At 51.9% G+C, this 16,873-nt stretch carries 22 protein-coding genes; 7 read left to right on the top strand and 15 right to left on the bottom strand.

Going from position 1 to position 16,873, the window contains the following annotated elements:
• Nucleotides 1–268: 268 nt before the first annotated feature.
• The gene (gene ytfE / locus OGV75_RS09570) at nucleotides 269–931 is read left to right on the top strand and encodes an iron-sulfur cluster repair protein YtfE (protein WP_003025690.1); all 663 of its coding nucleotides are present in this window, start codon (nucleotides 269–271) and stop codon (nucleotides 929–931) included.
• An 80-nt stretch (nucleotides 932–1,011) separates the two neighbouring features.
• Here the strand turns inward: ytfE and cycA are convergent, their stop codons facing one another.
• Both cycA and bamJ read right to left on the bottom strand, forming a co-directional pair.
• Nucleotides 1,012–2,421, bottom strand: coding sequence for a D-serine/D-alanine/glycine transporter (cycA, locus tag OGV75_RS09565; RefSeq protein ID WP_016151437.1), 1,410 nt, complete (start codon nucleotides 2,419–2,421; stop codon nucleotides 1,012–1,014).
• Nucleotides 2,422–2,730: 309 nt separating this feature from the next.
• Entirely contained in the window at nucleotides 2,731–3,351 is a 621-nt protein-coding gene (gene bamJ, locus OGV75_RS09560; protein WP_003025685.1) for a BamJ family beta-barrel-assembly machinery protein, read from the bottom strand.
• A 219-nt stretch (nucleotides 3,352–3,570) separates the two neighbouring features.
• Here bamJ and OGV75_RS09555 point away from each other — a divergent pair, with 219 nt between their 5' ends.
• Nucleotides 3,571–4,221: a LysM-like peptidoglycan-binding domain-containing protein gene (locus OGV75_RS09555; RefSeq protein ID WP_016151435.1), complete on the top strand. Its 651-nt coding sequence runs from the start codon at nucleotides 3,571–3,573 to the stop codon at nucleotides 4,219–4,221.
• Between the two features lie 54 nt (nucleotides 4,222–4,275).
• On the opposite strand, the gene OGV75_RS09550 is transcribed toward OGV75_RS09555, so the two are convergent.
• The 6 genes from OGV75_RS09550 to OGV75_RS09525 all read right to left on the bottom strand — a co-directional run bounded on the left by OGV75_RS09550 (nucleotide 4,276) and on the right by OGV75_RS09525 (nucleotide 7,706).
• Nucleotides 4,276–5,199, bottom strand: coding sequence for a DMT family transporter (locus OGV75_RS09550; RefSeq protein ID WP_016151434.1), 924 nt, complete (start codon nucleotides 5,197–5,199; stop codon nucleotides 4,276–4,278).
• 143 nt (nucleotides 5,200–5,342) lie between these two features.
• Entirely contained in the window at nucleotides 5,343–5,792 is a 450-nt protein-coding gene (rplI, locus tag OGV75_RS09545) for a 50S ribosomal protein L9 (RefSeq protein WP_003025676.1), read from the bottom strand.
• Between the two features lie 41 nt (nucleotides 5,793–5,833).
• A complete protein-coding gene (gene rpsR / locus OGV75_RS09540; RefSeq protein ID WP_000135199.1) occupies nucleotides 5,834–6,061 on the bottom strand; it encodes a 30S ribosomal protein S18 in 228 nt (75 codons plus the stop codon).
• A gap of 4 nt (nucleotides 6,062–6,065) precedes the next feature.
• Nucleotides 6,066–6,380 (bottom strand): primosomal replication protein N, encoded by a 315-nt coding sequence (gene priB, locus OGV75_RS09535; RefSeq protein ID WP_003025674.1) that lies wholly within the window; start codon nucleotides 6,378–6,380, stop codon nucleotides 6,066–6,068.
• Nucleotides 6,381–6,386: 6 nt separating this feature from the next.
• Nucleotides 6,387–6,782 carry a 30S ribosomal protein S6 gene (rpsF, locus tag OGV75_RS09530; RefSeq protein WP_016151433.1) on the bottom strand — a complete coding sequence of 132 codons (396 nt, stop codon included), beginning with the start codon at nucleotides 6,780–6,782 and terminating at the stop codon, nucleotides 6,387–6,389.
• A 159-nt stretch (nucleotides 6,783–6,941) separates the two neighbouring features.
• On the bottom strand, nucleotides 6,942–7,706 hold the full coding sequence (locus OGV75_RS09525) for a TSUP family transporter (protein ID WP_065554880.1): 765 nt from the start codon (nucleotides 7,704–7,706) through the stop codon (nucleotides 6,942–6,944).
• Between the two features lie 297 nt (nucleotides 7,707–8,003).
• Between OGV75_RS09525 and yjfY the strand changes: the two genes are divergently transcribed.
• The gene (gene yjfY / locus OGV75_RS09520; RefSeq protein ID WP_016155520.1) at nucleotides 8,004–8,279 is read left to right on the top strand and encodes a DUF1471 family protein YjfY; all 276 of its coding nucleotides are present in this window, start codon (nucleotides 8,004–8,006) and stop codon (nucleotides 8,277–8,279) included.
• Nucleotides 8,280–8,409: 130 nt separating this feature from the next.
• Here the strand turns inward: yjfY and OGV75_RS09515 are convergent, their stop codons facing one another.
• The 6 genes from OGV75_RS09515 to ulaA are packed head-to-tail and all read right to left on the bottom strand — an operon-like array spanning nucleotide 8,410 to nucleotide 12,820.
• Nucleotides 8,410–9,096, bottom strand: coding sequence for an L-ribulose-5-phosphate 4-epimerase (locus tag OGV75_RS09515; protein WP_286480599.1), 687 nt, complete (start codon nucleotides 9,094–9,096; stop codon nucleotides 8,410–8,412).
• On the bottom strand, nucleotides 9,096–9,950 hold the full coding sequence (locus OGV75_RS09510) for an L-ribulose-5-phosphate 3-epimerase (RefSeq protein ID WP_016151429.1): 855 nt from the start codon (nucleotides 9,948–9,950) through the stop codon (nucleotides 9,096–9,098). The genes OGV75_RS09515 and OGV75_RS09510 overlap by 1 nt, the downstream gene beginning before the upstream one ends.
• Before the next feature lie 9 nt (nucleotides 9,951–9,959).
• Complete coding sequence (locus OGV75_RS09505; RefSeq protein ID WP_286480598.1) at nucleotides 9,960–10,610, bottom strand: 3-keto-L-gulonate-6-phosphate decarboxylase UlaD; 651 nt, start codon at nucleotides 10,608–10,610, stop codon at nucleotides 9,960–9,962.
• A gap of 12 nt (nucleotides 10,611–10,622) precedes the next feature.
• Nucleotides 10,623–11,090 (bottom strand): PTS ascorbate transporter subunit IIA, encoded by a 468-nt coding sequence (gene ulaC / locus OGV75_RS09500; RefSeq protein WP_016151427.1) that lies wholly within the window; start codon nucleotides 11,088–11,090, stop codon nucleotides 10,623–10,625.
• An 11-nt stretch (nucleotides 11,091–11,101) separates the two neighbouring features.
• Nucleotides 11,102–11,407: a PTS ascorbate transporter subunit IIB gene (gene ulaB / locus OGV75_RS09495; RefSeq protein ID WP_286480597.1), complete on the bottom strand. Its 306-nt coding sequence runs from the start codon at nucleotides 11,405–11,407 to the stop codon at nucleotides 11,102–11,104.
• A 15-nt stretch (nucleotides 11,408–11,422) separates the two neighbouring features.
• A complete protein-coding gene (ulaA, locus tag OGV75_RS09490; RefSeq protein ID WP_047358895.1) occupies nucleotides 11,423–12,820 on the bottom strand; it encodes a PTS ascorbate transporter subunit IIC in 1,398 nt (465 codons plus the stop codon).
• Nucleotides 12,821–13,187: 367 nt separating this feature from the next.
• Between ulaA and ulaG the strand changes: the two genes are divergently transcribed.
• Complete coding sequence (gene ulaG, locus OGV75_RS09485; RefSeq protein WP_286480596.1) at nucleotides 13,188–14,252, top strand: L-ascorbate 6-phosphate lactonase; 1,065 nt, start codon at nucleotides 13,188–13,190, stop codon at nucleotides 14,250–14,252.
• Nucleotides 14,253–14,358: 106 nt separating this feature from the next.
• The gene (gene ulaR / locus OGV75_RS09480) at nucleotides 14,359–15,114 is read left to right on the top strand and encodes an HTH-type transcriptional regulator UlaR (RefSeq protein WP_047414946.1); all 756 of its coding nucleotides are present in this window, start codon (nucleotides 14,359–14,361) and stop codon (nucleotides 15,112–15,114) included.
• Here ulaR and yjfP read toward each other — a convergent pair.
• Complete coding sequence (gene yjfP, locus OGV75_RS09475; protein WP_016155514.1) at nucleotides 15,111–15,860, bottom strand: esterase; 750 nt, start codon at nucleotides 15,858–15,860, stop codon at nucleotides 15,111–15,113. The genes ulaR and yjfP overlap by 4 nt on opposite strands.
• A 181-nt stretch (nucleotides 15,861–16,041) precedes the next feature.
• On the opposite strand from yjfP, the gene bsmA reads away from it, so the two are divergent.
• Nucleotides 16,042–16,371, top strand: coding sequence for a biofilm peroxide resistance protein BsmA (bsmA, locus tag OGV75_RS09470; protein ID WP_029139740.1), 330 nt, complete (start codon nucleotides 16,042–16,044; stop codon nucleotides 16,369–16,371).
• A gap of 147 nt (nucleotides 16,372–16,518) precedes the next feature.
• The gene (gene yjfN, locus OGV75_RS09465; RefSeq protein WP_016151420.1) at nucleotides 16,519–16,794 is read left to right on the top strand and encodes a DUF1471 family protease activator YjfN; all 276 of its coding nucleotides are present in this window, start codon (nucleotides 16,519–16,521) and stop codon (nucleotides 16,792–16,794) included.
• The last annotated feature ends 79 nt before the right edge of the window (nucleotides 16,795–16,873 follow it).

Below are 16,873 nucleotides of genomic sequence, written 5' to 3'. Positions count from 1 at the left end.
ACGGCATAAGACGAATGAATCGCGCAGCGACGATTTTCCCGCCGGGAGCCTGGGATGCAAGGGAGGCGGCGGTGAGCCTCTCTTGCACGTTCACGGGTATCTGAGCTTCAGAGAATTGATATCGCTGAGGTGAACGGAACCCTGAGCCGGAATCACATGTTCTCCATACATGCTTAACTGAACGGCATTGCACCCCGAAAGGGTTATATCCTTCGCCATAAGTTGCATTTAAAATACATCTTATATTATTGAGAATGAGGTAACGGCAATGTCTTATCGCGATCAACCTTTAGGTGAACTGGCGCTCTCTATTCCTCGCGCTTCGGCCCTGTTTCGTAAATACGATATGGATTACTGCTGCGGCGGTAAGCAAACGCTGGCACGCGCTGCTGCGCGTAAAGAGCTGGATTTAGACGTTATTGAGGCACAGCTCGCGCAGTTGGCTGAACAGCCGCTGGAGAAAGACTGGCGTACCGTGGCACTGGCAGAAATCATCGATCATATCATCGTGCGTTATCACGACAGACACCGCGAACAGCTGCCGGAACTGATTCTGCAGGCCACGAAAGTTGAACGCGTTCACGCCGATAAACCGAACGTACCACGCGGTCTGGCGAAAAACCTGACCATGCTGCATGAAGAGCTGTCCAGCCACATGATGAAAGAAGAGCAGATCCTGTTCCCGATGATCAAACAGGGCATGGGTAGCCAGGCGATGGGACCAATCAGCGTGATGGAAAGCGAACATGACGATGCCGGTGAACTGGTCGAAGTGATCAAACACATCACCCATAACGTGACGCCGCCGCCAGAAGCCTGCACCACCTGGAAAGCCATGTATAACGGCATTAACGAGATGATCGACGACTTGATGGAACACATCAGTCTGGAAAATAATGTGTTGTTCCCGCGAGCTCTCGCCGGGGAGTAAAGATATCGCCGGATAGCGCTAACGCGAATCCGGCCTACGGAATTCAGGCCCGGTAAGCATCGCGCTACCGGGCACTAAAATTAACGCATACCTGCCATACGTTTCTTACCGATAAACAACCATCCCAGACCCAGCGCGATGAACCACAGCGGCGTCACGATCAGCGCCTGGCGGGTATCATCTTCCAGCGTCAGCAGTACCAGTACGAAGACGAAGAACGCCATACATACCCAGCACATCAGCTTGCCTAGCGGCATCTTGTAGATTGATTTTTCATGCAGGTGCGGACGCTGCTTGCGGTACACCAGGTACGAGCAAAGAATGATGGTCCAGACGAACATGAACAGAATCGCCGACACGGTGGTGATCATGGTGAACGCGCCAATCACGCTCGGGTTCACGTAAAGCATCACCACGCCGCCCAGCAGACAGATACAGGAGAAGGTTAAACCTTTCGCCGGAACTGCGCGTTTAGACAGTTTGGCAAATGCTTTAGGCGCTACGCCTTCCTGTGCCAGGCCGAACAGCATACGGCTGGTAGAGAACACGCCACTGTTTGCGGAAGAGGCAGCTGAAGTCAGCACCACAAAGTTGATCAGGCTCGCCGCGGCAGGCAGCCCGACCAGCACAAACAGTTCAACGAATGGGCTCTTGGTTGGCACTACCGAGCTCCACGGTGTTACGGACATAATCACGATCAGCGCAAAAACGTAGAACATGATGATACGGATCGGAATCGAGTTAATGGCGCGCGGCAGAGATTTCTCCGGGTCCTTGGTTTCTGCAGCGGTCGTTCCCACCAGCTCAATACCCACAAACGCGAACACGGCTATCTGGAAGCCAGCAAAGAAGCCGCTCAGACCTTTCGGGAACCAGCCACCGTCATTCCACAGATGCGTGAACGATGCCTGAACGCCGGTTGGCGACTGGAAGTGCGTCAACACCATCACCAGACCAACGACAATCAGGCCGATGATGGCGACGATTTTGATCATCGCAAACCAGAACTCCATCTCACCGAACATTTTTACAGTGGCAAGGTTGAGGCTCAGCAGCAGCACGATCACCGCCAGCGAGGCGACCCAGTCTGAAAGTTCGGGGAACCAGAATTGCGCATACGCCGTAATGGCGACAACGTCTGCCATCCCGGTAACAACCCAGCAGAACCAGTAAGTCCAGCCGGTAAAATACCCGGCCCATGGCCCGAGCAGATCAGAGGCGAAATCACTAAAAGATTTGTACTCCAGATTCGAGAGCAGCAATTCACCCATTGCACGCATCACGAAAAACAGCATAAAACCGATAATCATATACACAAAGATGATCGACGGTCCGGCGAGGCTGATGGTTTTACCAGAGCCCATAAACAGGCCGGTACCAATAGCACCACCAATAGCAATAAGTTGAATATGACGGTTTGTGAGATTGCGCCGTAGCGACTGTTCAGACGAAGCCTCTTCAGCGGCGTCGACTTTTACCTGATCTACCATGTTTTTTCTTCCTGTACCTGTCTGTGTTGTTCAGGCTCTACGGCCTTTAGTGTGTCTATGATACGACGTTCCTGATTATCAGGACTCATCGATATTAGGTAAGAATTGGCGGGATGAATACTAAGATTTAGATATAATGTTAATTTAATGTTTAAAGTGAGTGTCATATCACTCTGATAGCGCGAATCAGCTCACAAAAATACACGCTAACGAGGCATTTGCAAAATAAAATATCGACAACCACGTAACTATAGCTTTTCACGCTATTTTTTTGTTCCCCCCGGCCTCGGAGGGAACAGAAGTCACTGCTTACAGGATCTCAAGCAGCTCAACGTCGAACACCAGCGTGCTGAACGGAGGAATGGACGCGCCAGCGCCACGCTCGCCGTAAGCCAGTTCCTGAGGAATAGTCAGTTCCCATTTGGAACCTACCGGCATCAGGGTCAGCGCTTCAATCCAGCCAGGGATCACGCCGTTAACCGGGAATTCAGCCGGTTCGCCGCGTGCGACAGAGCTGTCAAACACGGTACCGTCGATCAGTTTACCGGTGTAGTGCACGCGAACGCGGTCAGTACGCGCTGGAATAGCACCTTCGCCCTGAGTCAGAACACGGAACTGCAAACCGGATTCAGTGCTGTTCACACCCTCTTTCTCACGGTTTTCTTCCAGATATTTGACGCCATCAGCCGCCATAGCCTGGAAACGCTCGCGACGAACTGCATCAGCGCGTTCGTGGATTTCACGCAGTGCGCGATGCACAACATCAACCGGCACTGCCGGGTGCTTACCTTCCAGCGCGTCAGCGATACCCGCTACCAGCGCTTCAGGCAACAGTCCTTCCAGTCCGGATTCACTCAGCTGTTGTCCTACCTGCAAACCAATGCCGTAGCTTGCTTGCGCTTCGATAGTGTCAAAAGTCGGGTTAGCCATCATATTTCCTTTCATCGGATGTAAAGTAGCGGGCAGCATATCAGCCATGCCGCATCCGGTAAAACTTTGTCTCGGGAACAGATGACAAATCGCGAGGAAACATAAACAATAGGAATACCCCGCGTTGACGTCACGAAAGCGGGTAATATGACGAACATCATAGCATTAGCCATCTATACTCTATGATCGAGGAACGAGACGCGGAGCAGGAGGAAAGCCATGCCCGGGCGCTTTGAATTAAAACCAACCCTGGCGAAAATCTGGCATGCACCGGACAATTTTCGCATTATGGATCCGCTACCGCCTATGCACCGACGCGGCATTATAATTGCTGCTATCGTGCTGGTGATAGGCTTCCTGCTGCCCTCCAGTGACACCAGCGATGCCCCTGTGGTTACGCGTACTGCCCAGCTGGATTTACAGTCACAGTCGCAGCCACCGACCGAAGCTCAACTGCAGGCACAGTTGGTCGCCCCGCAAAACGATCCGGGCCAGGTCGCTCCGCTTGCCCCAGAGCCAATCCAGGAAGGAGAACCAGACGCGCAGCCGCAGGCTCAGCAATCTCAGCCGCAGACGCAACCTTTCCAACAGGATAGTGGAATTGAGCAGCAGTGGCGCTCCTATCGCGTAGACTCGGGCAAAACGCTGGCGCAGGTATTCCGTGACCATAACCTCCCGCCAACCGATGTATACGCAATGGCGCAGGTTGAAGGTGCCGGAAAACCGCTGAGCAACCTGAAAGACGGCCAGATGGTACAAATCAGGCAGAATGCCAACGGCGTGGTAACGGGATTAACCATTGATACCGGTAATGGTCAGCAGGTACTGTTTACTCGACAACCTAACGGCAGTTTTATTCGCGCCCGTTAACCGGCACACCTGTAGACCTGATAAACACAGCGCATCAGATATCAAGGTGAAGCGTCAGCGCTTCACCTTGTTCACCCACCAGATCCCGGAACAGACCAGCACCAGCGCCAGCGCATATTTCCATTCGAGAATGTTTTCGCCGAGGAATATCGCCGACAGAACCGCCCCCGAAACCGGGATCAGGAAGTTAAACGGCGCAATCATCCCCACGCGGTTATGCTTGAGCAGAATACTCCACAACGCAAAAGCGACCGAAGAGAGTAACGTCAGGTAGCCCAGAATCGCCACTGAAGACGCGCCGTGTACGGTCAGCGTGCCGCCAAAAGCGTAGCCGCCGATAACCAGCGCCAGACCGCCGACACCCAACTGATATCCTGTCATTACCGTCGGGTCTACCGTCTGAGAAATGCGTTTACCGTATAACGTGGCGGCAGAAAGAATAAAGGCCGCCATCACCACTGAACCGTCCCCTAACAGGCTGAAGTTAAAATCCAGTCCGCTGCTAAAGTTCACCACCATTACGCCGGTAAAACCCAGGATACAGCCCAGCACTTTGTTGTAGCTCAGCTTGTCGTTCTGATAGATAAAATGGGCCAGAAGCACGCTGAAGAAGGTGCCGGTCGCGTTCATGATCGACCCTTTGACCCCCGTCGTGAACGCCAGGCCAATATAGAAGAAAATGTATTGCAGCGAGGTTTGCGTCAGTCCCAACAGCGTGAGCTGACCGTACTGACGCGGGCTTAACCGGCCAATCGGTTTACGCTGCGCCACCGCCAGCAATAGCAGCAATAATCCAGCAAACAGGAAGCGATAGCCGGCAAAGACAATTTTTGAGGGAATGTCATCCGTGGCAATCTGGAAGATCTCATATCCGCTTTTGATCGCCGGATAGGCGCTCCCCCACAGCAGGCAGCAGAACGCTGCGCTCAGGTAGACAACATTTTTCCGCGCAAACAGAGGTTGGTGCGTTGGTTCCATTCCATCACCATTTTAAAATAATGTTTTATTTTTATGATTATCCCGAAAAGGATAAAGAATAGCCAGAGCGAAAAGCGGAGGGGACAGAAAAGCAAAACGCCGACACGAGGCCGGCGCTTTTACGCGGTAATCAGAATAAAAACTTATTCTGCAACTACGTTTACAGTCAGCTTAGCAAACACTTCGCTGTGAACCTGGAAGCTCACTTCGTGCTCACCAGTGGTACGCAGAACGCCGTTCGGCAGACGAACTTCGCTCTTAGCTACTTCAACGCCAGCTGCAGTTACAGCGTCAGCGATGTCGCGAGTACCGATGGAACCGAACAGTTTACCTTCGTCGCCAGCTTTAGACGCGATGGTTACGGTTTCCAGTGCGTTGATTTTCTCAGCACGAGCTTCAGCAGCAGACAGAACGTCAGCCAGTTTAGCTTCCAGCTCAGCGCGACGCGCTTCGAAAAATTCAACGTTTTTCTTGGTAGCAGGAACAGCTTTACCCTGTGGTACCAGGAAGTTACGAGCATAGCCCGCTTTAACGTTAACCTGATCACCCAGGCTACCCAGGTTTGCTACTTTATCAAGCAGAATAACTTGCATTACCTTATCCTCTCAAAGTCGTATTAATGGACCGTGACCGATTACTGATGACGATCAGTGTACGGCAGCAGGGACAGGTAGCGAGCGCGTTTGATAGCGCGAGCCAGCTGACGCTGGTATTTTGCACGGGTACCGGTGATACGGCTTGGGACAATCTTACCGCTTTCGGTGATGTAGTTTTTCAGCGTAGCGATATCTTTATAGTCGATCTCTTGAACGCCTTCCGCGGTGAAACGGCAGAACTTGCGACGACGGAAATAACGTGCCATATGGCTAGTCTCCAGAATCTATCAATTCAATCTGCTCGGCATGCAGAACCATTTTGCTCAGGCCGTTCTTTGCCTTGTGGCAAGAGATGAACCCCTGAACGGTCACTGCGCTACCGACCGTTATACTGTGAGTAATGGCCTGGTTTTCGTGTCCGCTAATAATAACGGGCATTTGGCACCACGCCTGCCGGTGAAACCCGGCTTCCTCCTGCACAGAACGATGCTCAAGCACGAACTGGCAATGAGGAATTCCTGATGGACTGACCTTTCGAAGGGGAGCCCTGCACACGGTGCCGGACAACGCCAGACGGTTGGTCATCAGAAATTACTCTTCAGAATCCCCAGCTTCAGCATCATCTGCGGTTTCGTTAGCGAAATCATCGCGACGTTCACGACGCTCGTCTTTCGCTTTAACCATCGGAGATGCTTCGGTAACAGCGTGTTTAGTACGCATAACCATGCTGCGGATAACGGCATCGTTGAAGCGGAAGGTAGTTTCCAGCTCATCGATCACTTCCTGCGGCGCTTCAACGTTCAGCAGAACGTAGTGAGCTTTGTGCAGTTTGTTGATCGGGTAAGCCAGCTGACGGCGGCCCCAGTCTTCCAGACGGTGGATCGTGCCTTCTGCACCAGTGATGGCAGCAGTGTAGCGTTCGATCATACCCGGAACCTGTTCGCTCTGGTCAGGATGGACCATAAAAACGATTTCGTAATGACGCATCGAATTGCTCCTTACGGATTATTCAGCCTCCTGTCTGGGTCAGCCGAGGCCCGGGGAGGCAAGGAACGTGTTAAAGGTCGGCTGAAAAATTGACGCGTCATAATACTGGCGCCAGCCACTAAACTCAAGGTAATTGTACGATTATTTATCATGTCGCCATTAATACATATCCAGCAGCATTTTGACGCTGATGCAAATGGAGACAATGACAATCATGGGTCGGATAACTTTCTTGCCGCGCGTTAGTACGACCGTCGCGCCAAGACGTGCGCCGAGGGACTGCCCGGCAAACATCACCAGCCCCAGCGACCAGATCATTTTACCGCCAAAAATGAAGAACAATATCGAGGCGATGTTGGACGCCAGGTTAATAAAATTCGAGTGAATTTGCGCCTTATCGATGCTGTATCCCCACAGCAGGATATAGCTGAGGGTATAAAAGGAGCCAGCCCCGGCACCGAGAAAACCGTCATAAAAACCAATACATCCCCCGCCAATCAACGAGAAGATAAACAGGGATACCTGCTGCTTTCTTTTCGGTTCGCTGAGATTTGGCGCAAAAATAAAGTAGATAGCGACCGCGATAATCAGGATCGGGAGCAGTTTCTTCAGCAGTTCCGGTTCAATGAACTGGATAAGCGTCGTTCCCATCGCAGAACCGATAAAGGCAGATAAAAACACATACTTGTGCTCCTGCACGTTGATATGCCCCCGGCGTAAAAAATAAATCCCGGAGGTCAGCGAGCTGCCCAGCGCCTGAATTTTATTGGTTGCCAGCGCATTCGCCGGGGGTAAACCAGAAATTAACAGTGCGCCAATCGAGAGAAAACCACCGCCGCCCGACACCACGTTAATAAAGCCTGCCACCAGCGCGACCATAAACATAATCACAAAGTAGCTGAAATCCATGAATGAAGTATCCATAAGTTTTTGCCTTATTATCATAAAGTTATATTAATTATCCGGCTCACTATAAACGGCGTACTCACCCGATTAAATTGACTATTTGGTAAGTGCTTATGCGCGAAAGACAGGTATTTTTCACCGCGCGGTACACACCAGCGGCCTGTTAATAAAAGAAAAGATGGCTATGCGGTAATTTTTTGAACAACTGCATCAGAAATGGTCGCTATCGACTGCGCCGGTAACGGTTAAAATTACATCAGAAGCTAATCACTCACAGGAGAGAGGCAACCAGAGACCGCAGTCGAGGAGGTACATATGCGAGCCCGTGTTTTGACCCTTCTGGCTATGCTTTTGCTTAGTGCAAATGCAACGGCAGCCATCAAAATTGACAATCATCAGGCCAGGAATATGGATGATGTGCAGAGCTTAGGCGTCATTTACATAAATCATAACTTCGCCACTGAAAGTGAAGCCACTCAGGCCCTGAATGAAGAGACCGATGCGCAAGGCGCAACCTACTACCACGTGATCCTCACCAGGGAACCCGGTAGTAACGGAAATATGCACGCCAGTGCAGATATTTACCGCTAGCACCAGAAATAACCAACGAGAACATTGCCACAGTTTAATTTGCCCCCTTCACAGGGGGCTTTTTTTGCAAAAAAGTCCCGAAACCAGATCGATAACATCCCCTGAATGATTGGGCTCCAGGACTTAGTCGTTACTTCTGTCCGTAATAGGCGTTTGGACCGTGCTTACGCATGAAATGCTTATTCATCAGATAACTGTCGATGGGGCTAAGCGCCAGATTAATGCCACGCGCAATCCATGCCATTTTTGCCACTTCCTCCATCACCACGGCGTTATGTACCGCATCGTGAGCATCCTTGCCCCAGGCAAACGGGCCATGCTGGTACACCACTACGCCAGGCGTATGCAAAGGTTCCACCTCCCCCAGCGTTTCGACAATCACCTTACCGGTATTTAGCTCATACTCGCCCTGAACTTCAGCTTCAGTTAACGCCCTGGTGCAGGGAATATCGCCAAAGAAGTAATCCGCATGCGTCGTGCCGAACGAGGGAATTGCCAGACCCGCCTGCGCCCATGCCGTCGCGTGCGTTGAGTGGGTGTGCACCACGCCGCCGAGAGAAGAATAGCGGCGATACAGCACCAGATGGGTGGCGGTATCAGAAGAAGGACGATAGCGCCCTTCCACTACGTTGCCGGCCAGATCCACAACCACCATGTCATCTACCTGCATCGTTTGGTAGTCGACGCCGCTAGGCTTAATCACCACCAGACCGCGCTCGCGGTCAATGGCGCTGACGTTCCCCCAGGTGAACGTCACCAGCCCGTAGCGCGGCAAATCCATATTGGCCTCAAAAACCTGCTGTTTAAGTTTTTGCATTACACCGCCTCCACCAGACCTGCGCTGGCCATTCGCGCCTTCACCCAGTCGCGCGCCTTCGCGACTTCACGTGCCGGGTCGTCCGACGTTTCACTCCACATCTCAATCAGGTATGGTCCGCAGTACCCACTCTGTTTGAGCGTCGCAAAACAACGTTCGAACTCAACAACCCCTTCACCAAACGGCACATTTTTGAATACACCGGGTTTGGTATCCTTCACATGTACGGCAACGATATGACCCATCCCAGCCTGCAGCTCCATCTGCACGTCGTTATCCCACGCCGACAAATTGCCAATATCGGGATACAACTGGAACCACGGATTGTTGAGATAGTGGGCATAACCCAGTGCCTTGCTGATCGAATTCATCAGCGGATAATCCATGATTTCCATCGCCAGCGTCACCTGCGCGCGGCTCGCCATCTCCACGCTCTCTTTCAGCCCATCGCGAAACCGACGACGCGTTTCGTTATTGGCCTGCTGGTAATAGACGTCGTAACCCGCCAGTTGAATAACGCGAATACCGATATCCTGCGCAAACTGAATGGCTTTACGCATGATCTCCAGCCCCTGTTCGCGCACCGCATCATCTTCACTGCCAAGCGGGAAACGACGATGAGCGCTCAGGCACATGGACGGTACGCGTATCCCTGTCTCAGCGATAGCGGCCACCAGCGCCAGTCGCTGCTCGCGGCGCCAGTCAAGACGCGCCAGGCGATCGTCGGTTTCATCAACCGATATTTCGACAAAATCAAAGCCCAGTTCCTTCGCCAGCTGCAAGCGTTCCAGCCAGCACTCCCCGCCGGGGAGCGCTTTTTCATAGATACCGAGCGGGACCTGTTTCGACAACATAGTCGCTCCTTATCCCCACAGTTGGGCGATGGAACGTTTGAACTGACGCGCAGCGTCTACCGGAGAGGCGGCATCGCGAATACTACGTCCGGCAATAAAGACGTGGATAGAGATCCCCTGGAACAGCGGCAGATCCTCCAGCGCCAGGCCACCGGTGACGGTGACCTTAAAGCCCATATCAGAAAGGCGTTTGATGGCGCTGATATCTGCCTCTCCCCACGCCACACCCGCCGCCTGCGCGTCACGGCTGCGGTGATATACTACTTGCCCAATGCCCGCGTCACGCCACTCCTGCGCCTGCTCCCAGGTCCAGTAACCAGTCAGTTCAATCTGCACGTCGCCGTTAAATTCTTTCGCCACCTCCAGCGCCCCCCTGGTGGTGTTGATATCCGCGCAGCAGATGACGGTAACCCAGTCAGCATTGGCTTCGAAACACATGCGCGAGAGGATTTTACCCGCGTCGGCGATTTTGGCGTCCGCCAGCACAATTTTATGCGGATAAAGCGCCTTCAGATCGCGTACGGCGCGCACCCCCTCTGCCACGCAAAGAATCGTGCCCACCTCAATGATATCGACCTCTTCGGCAATCAGACGCGTCGTTTCATAGGCGGAAGACATTGATTGGTTATCCAGCGCAACCTGCAACATAGGTAATGACATTTTGGTATCCTTTTAAACAGCCGCCGCAGTGGCGTTATCAATTAAATCCAGCACTTCCTGCGCGGTACGGCAGGCACGTAAACGGTCGAAATTGGCTTCGTCGTCAAAGAGATTCACGATCTGCATGATGCCGACTTCCTGATGTGTGTTGGCGTCTACTGCCGCCATGGTGATCAGGATGTCGACCGGGTCGTTATCTTCGTGGTTAAACACCAGCGGTGTTTTCAGCGTCACCAGCGCAAAACCGGTTTTCTTAACCCCTTCCTCCGGACGGCCGTGCGGCATTGCAAGGCCGGGCGCAATCACGAAATACGGGCCGAATTGTTCGACTCCGTCGAGGATGGCCTGGTAGTAGCGTGGTTCAACCACATCAGCCTTAACCAGCAGATCCACGCTCAGCTTTACCGCTTCCTGCCAGGAGCTGGCCTCGGCCTGTAAAAGGATGGCGTTATTGTCTGCCAGCGAATCACGTAATTTCATAGGCCGCCTCCTTACTTCACGTCCAGAGGGAAATGCGCGTTGATCACTTCCAGCAGTTTTGGTCCAAAATCGGCGGGAGACAGCATGTTGCGTACGCCAACAACATATTTATTGCCTGATACGGTAATCTCACCGGCGATATGGGTAGAAGCGATGATGATATCCGCGCCGCTCAGTTCACTTTTGTATTCGCCTACTGCGCAACTGTTTACCGTATGGTCAATATTTGACTGGGTTAAAAACTGATCCACCTTCATCTTCATGATCATGGAACTCCCCTGCCCATTGCCACATACAGCCAAAATACGTACGGTCATAATCGGAACTCCTTATTAAGCAGAGTGTTCTGCCAGTTGTTTTTCTGCGTCTTCCTCAGCGCGCAAGGTGCGTCCTGCGAAAAACATATAAGCCAGTGCAATCAGAATAATGACGGCCATAAACACGATGCCGATGGAGGCAAAGCCCTGCATCATCGGCGGCGCCAGAATTGACCAGTCCGCCATGCCCATCCAGGCGCTCATACCGGTGAGCTTCACCGCCCAGACGCAGCCGAAGATTTCGATCATCCCCATCACCAGGCAAATCTTGAGTGCCGCACGCCAGCCGCCAAAGTGGTTAGCAAACACGCCGATAGTCGCGTTCGAGAAGAACATCGGAATAAAGCCAGGGATAATCAGAATAGAAGAGCCGCAACCCACCAGGATGCCCACCGCAATCAGTTGGCCGATGGTGCCCCACATAAAGCCCCAGACCACCGCGTTGGGCGCAAAGCTATAAATCGCCGCGCAATCGATAGCCAGCACTGCACCCGGGATCAGACGTTGAGAGATACCGTTGAACGCTTCTGAAAGCTCAGCAACGAACATACGAACGCCCTGAGTGATGATGAAAATAGCGACGGCAAACGAAAAACCGGTCTGCAGGATATAGACCGTCCAGTGGGTTTTACCCGCCATCGCCTGAACCACATCAATACCGAAAGAGAGCAGGATCGCGCCGAAGAAGAGGGTCATAACAATCGCGGTAGAAACGATGTTGTCATGGAAGATATTCAGCCAGCCCGGCAGCTTCAGATCTTCAACACTTTCCTCTTTCTTACCCAGATAAGGCGCGACTTTGTAGGCAATCCATGAAGCGAACTGCTGCTGGTGACCGATGGAAAAACCGCAGCCGTCGGTCACTTCCTGCGTCGGCTTGTACATCATATTGGAAGTAATGCCCCAGTAGAGGGACACCAGCACAGCGGTGCAGATGATGGTGGTCCACATCGGGTAACCGAAGATGAAGAGAGAGACGGCAATCAAGCCCGCCTGCTGGAACATAATGTGGCCGGTCAGCATGATGGTGCGAATGCCGGTAATACGCCGTAGCAGTACGTAACAAATATTCAGCGCCAGCGCCAACAACACAGCATAACCCACCCAACTATAGGCATCGCCCATACGTTCGATGGTTGCCATCATGGAGGCATAGGTATCGGAAATCGCACCATTGATACCGTAAACTTCGGACATCTTCGCCACCACCGGTTTAAACGTGCTGGTCAGAATGCCCGATCCCGCTTGCAGCAACATAAAACCGATAATCGTTTTGATCGTGCCTTTGATAATAACGCTGACGCTTTTACGCAGCAGGATGTAACCAAGACAGGTCACAATACCCAACAGCAAGGGCGCGTTGGTCATAACCTGATTAAAAAAGACGGTAAAGATGTTGTAGAGGATCTCCATAACGATCTCCAGTAGACGAAGTTGCTGAACATTCATTACAGATGCCCAGGATGTTGTGCCCTCACTCTAGTTTTCAAAAGTAATCACAACAAGATTGAATTTGATTAAATGTGATGCAGTACGCAAATAATTCACACACTTGTGGAGTGGCTTTACTTCTAATTCATCATTTCCAAAATAAACTCTATTAAAACAATAAAATACAAAACAAACACTCAAGTAAACCATCCTGTCACGCTGTGATTTGCTCACATTTCCCCGCTGAACACCAAAAATCAACGCATTGCCTTCTTGAAAAAATGATGTCAATATCAATCAAAACAAATCATAAATTGACTTAATCTGAATAAATATGAAGGTAAATGCGATGAGTAAAGTAAAAAGCATCACGCGTGAATCATGGATCCTGAGCACATTCCCGGAGTGGGGAAGTTGGCTGAATGAAGAGATCGAACAGGAGCAGGTCGCCCCGGGCACATTCGCTATGTGGTGGCTTGGCTGTACCGGCATCTGGCTGAAGTCGGAAGGCGGGACGAACATTTGCGTCGATTTCTGGTGCGGGACGGGTAAACAGAGTCACGGTAACCCGCTAATGAAAACCGGCCACCAGATGCAACGCATGGCTGGGGTGAAGAAACTGCAGCCAAACCTGCGCACCACGCCGTTTGTTCTTGATCCGTTTGCAATTCGACAGATCGATGCGGTGCTGGCGACACACGATCATAACGATCACATCGACGTGAATGTCGCGGCCGCCGTCATGCAAAACTGCGCCGATGACGTGCCATTTATCGGGCCGCAAACCTGTGTGGATCTGTGGATCGGTTGGGGTGTGCCAAAAGAGCGCTGCATCGTGGTAAAACCAGACGATGTGGCGAAAGTGAAAGATATTGAAATTCATGCGCTTGACGCGTTTGATCGTACGGCATTAATCACGCTACCTGCCGATCAAAAAGCGGCAGGTGTGCTGCCGGATGGTATGGATGCCCGTGCGGTAAACTACCTGTTCAAAACACCGGGCGGTACGCTGTACCACAGCGGAGACTCGCACTACTCTAACTACTACGCAAAGCATGGCAACGAGCACCAGATCGACGTAGCGCTCGGCTCCTATGGTGAGAATCCGCGCGGGATTACGGACAAAATGACCAGCTCCGACATGCTGCGCATGGCGGAAGCGTTGAATACGAAAGTGGTGATCCCTTTCCATCATGACATCTGGTCAAACTTCCAGGCCGACCCTCAGGAGATCCGCGTACTGTGGGAGATGAAAAAAGATCGACTGAAGTATGGCTTTAAGCCGTTTATCTGGCAGGTGGGCGGTAAGTTCACCTGGCCGCTGGATAAAGATAACTTTGAATATCACTATCCGCGCGGCTTTGATGACTGCTTCACGATTGAACCGGATCTGCCGTTTAAATCCTTCTTGTGACCCCTACAAAATGCCGGGCCATTCCGGCATTTTTTCCCATTTACTTTAGTATTTCCAGGCTATTTCAAATATCATCTTTTCAAATCAATTTGTATCGGAATAGCTCATGACTGAAGCACAAAGACATCAAATATTGCTGGATATGCTGGCGCAGTTGGGCTTTGTTACCGTTGAGAACGTGATTGAGCGTCTGGGGATTTCACCAGCCACAGCACGCCGGGACATCAATAAACTCGACGAAAGCGGCAAACTCAAGAAAGTCCGCAATGGCGCAGAAGCCATTACCCAGCAACGTCCGCGCTGGACACCTATGAATCTGCATCAGGCGCAGAACCACGATGAAAAAGTTCGCATTGCCAAGGCCGCATCCCAGCTTGTAAATGCGGGTGAAAGCGTGGTGATCAACTGCGGATCAACCGCCTTCCTGCTTGGTCGTGAAATGTGCGGCAAGCCAGTGCAGATCATCACCAATTATCTGCCGCTGGCGAACTATCTGATCGACCAGGAGCATGACAGCGTGATCATCATGGGAGGGCAATACAACAAAAGCCAGTCCATCACGCTTAGTCCGCAAGGCAGCGAAAATAGCCTGTATGCCGGACACTGGATGTTTACCAGCGGTAAAGGGTTGACCGCGGACGGACTGTATAAAACCGATATGCTAACCGCGATGGCTGAGCAGAAGATGCTTAACGTAGTGGGTAAACTGGTGGTGCTGGTCGATAGCAGTAAGGTCGGTGAACGCGCGGGGATGCTGTTCAGTCGCGCCGATCAAATCGATATGCTCATTACCGGCAAAAACGCTAACCCTGAGATTCTGCAACAACTTGAAGCTCAGGGCGTAAACATCGTGCGCGTTTAAAGGTGCTGGCGAAAAAACGTTACCGTCGCTGCCAGCGCCTCTGGCGTGATGCGGTGGCGTACGCCCGCTTCCCACAGGCAGGTTAAATTGTTATCCAGCCCTGCCTGAATCAGCGCCTGCTGTAAGCGGAAGGTTTCAACCGCGGGCACCACATCGTCCTCCTGTCCATGCCACAACAGCAACGGTCTGTCGGCCAGGCGTTGTAGCTGATGCGTAACGTCCCATTCGGCGAGCGGTGCGATAACGGCATCGAACTCTGCCTGCTGCTCTGGCGTCTGGACTCGTAAAGGGGGAAAAAGCGTCTGTGCAAGACGGGTAAAATAGCCCGAACCCATCAGGCTGGCTACACATTTAACCTCGGGATGGCGGGCCATAATGCCCAACGCCGTCATGCCTCCCATCGACGCCCCCGCAACAGCAAGTCTTTCATCTGATAGCCAATTTTCCGCCACCAGCGCCGCACGTAACGTCGTAAACTCCTGCATGTTTTGCTGCAATATATGCCAGAAGCGGAACATTCGCTCCTGAGCATCACCGTTGAAGCGGGCACCATGGTCGGGCGCATCTGGCATGACAACCCGGAATCCGGCCTGAGCTAGAGCAACGGCAAAATAGCTATAGACCAGACTTGAAGATGTAAACCCGTGATAGAAAATAATGCAAGGGAGTGAACACTCGCGTTTGCCAGCCGGAACGGCGTGCAAGACAGGGATACCAGCCAACTGTCGTGTTTCAATTTCGATCATTTGTCGCCTCTTTTTTTCTGGTATGCCATGCAGCAATACTTAACGCAAGCGAATGTGTTCGGCAATGATTCATAATGTTGAGAACTGGGTTACGCTTTCGCAACATTTTCATTCGAAAATCGCGTGAGAGATAACACTTCGGGAACATTCCCCTAAAGGGAAATTGATAAGGCACTACACTATGGCTATCAGGAAACGAGATAGAGTTATGCGTCGGTTTGCCTCTTTATTGCTGGTGATGCTTTTAAGCGCCTGTAGCGTGCTACAGGGAACGCCCCAACCCGCACCGCCCGTTGCCGACCACCCGCAGGAGATCCGCCGTGACCAGAGTAATGGGTTACAGCGAATAGGAACGGTCAGCGCGCTGGTAAGAGGCTCTCCGGATGATGCGCTGGCAGAGATCCGTGACAAAGCCGTCGCGGCTAAAGCTGATTACTACGTGGTTTTATTAGTGGATGAAACCATCGTGACAGGCCAATGGTATTCACAGGCTATTTTGTATCGTAAATAACATTGGGTTGAAATTTAGTCAGCTTTACATTGCTTTGCGCCGCTATGCGTTTACCTGTGCACAATAAACCAACAGCAGGAAGCTTGAGGTTTATGATCGCGATGGAATGCCCTGCCGTGTGTAGGGGTACGAATAATGGAGCTGACGATGAAACAATCACTTGCCTTATCCTCACTGCTGCTTTCTGCCGGACTGGTAGGTACTACGGCGCAGTCTGCCGAGTTCGCCAGTGCTGACTGCGTTACAGGCCTGAACGAAATTGGCCTGATATCTGTCAGTAACATTGCAGGGAATCCGCAGGATGTAGAACGAGTAGTCGCGTTAAAAGCGGATGAACAGGGTGCCTCATGGTATCGGATCATTCAGATGTACGAAGACCAGCAGCCCGACAACTGGCGCGTACAGGCCATACTCTATGCTTAACAGATTGCCGGATGGCGTAAACTTATCCGGCCTACATTGAATGTAGGCATGATAAGGCGCGCCAGCGTCGCCATCAGGC

The sequence above is a fragment of the Citrobacter sp. Cb028 genome, assembly GCF_030336705.1.
Lineage (GTDB): Bacteria > Pseudomonadota > Gammaproteobacteria > Enterobacterales > Enterobacteriaceae > Citrobacter > Citrobacter braakii.
The sequence above is the reverse complement of the archived record's forward strand: the minus strand, read 5'-3'. Positions and strand labels throughout refer to the sequence as shown.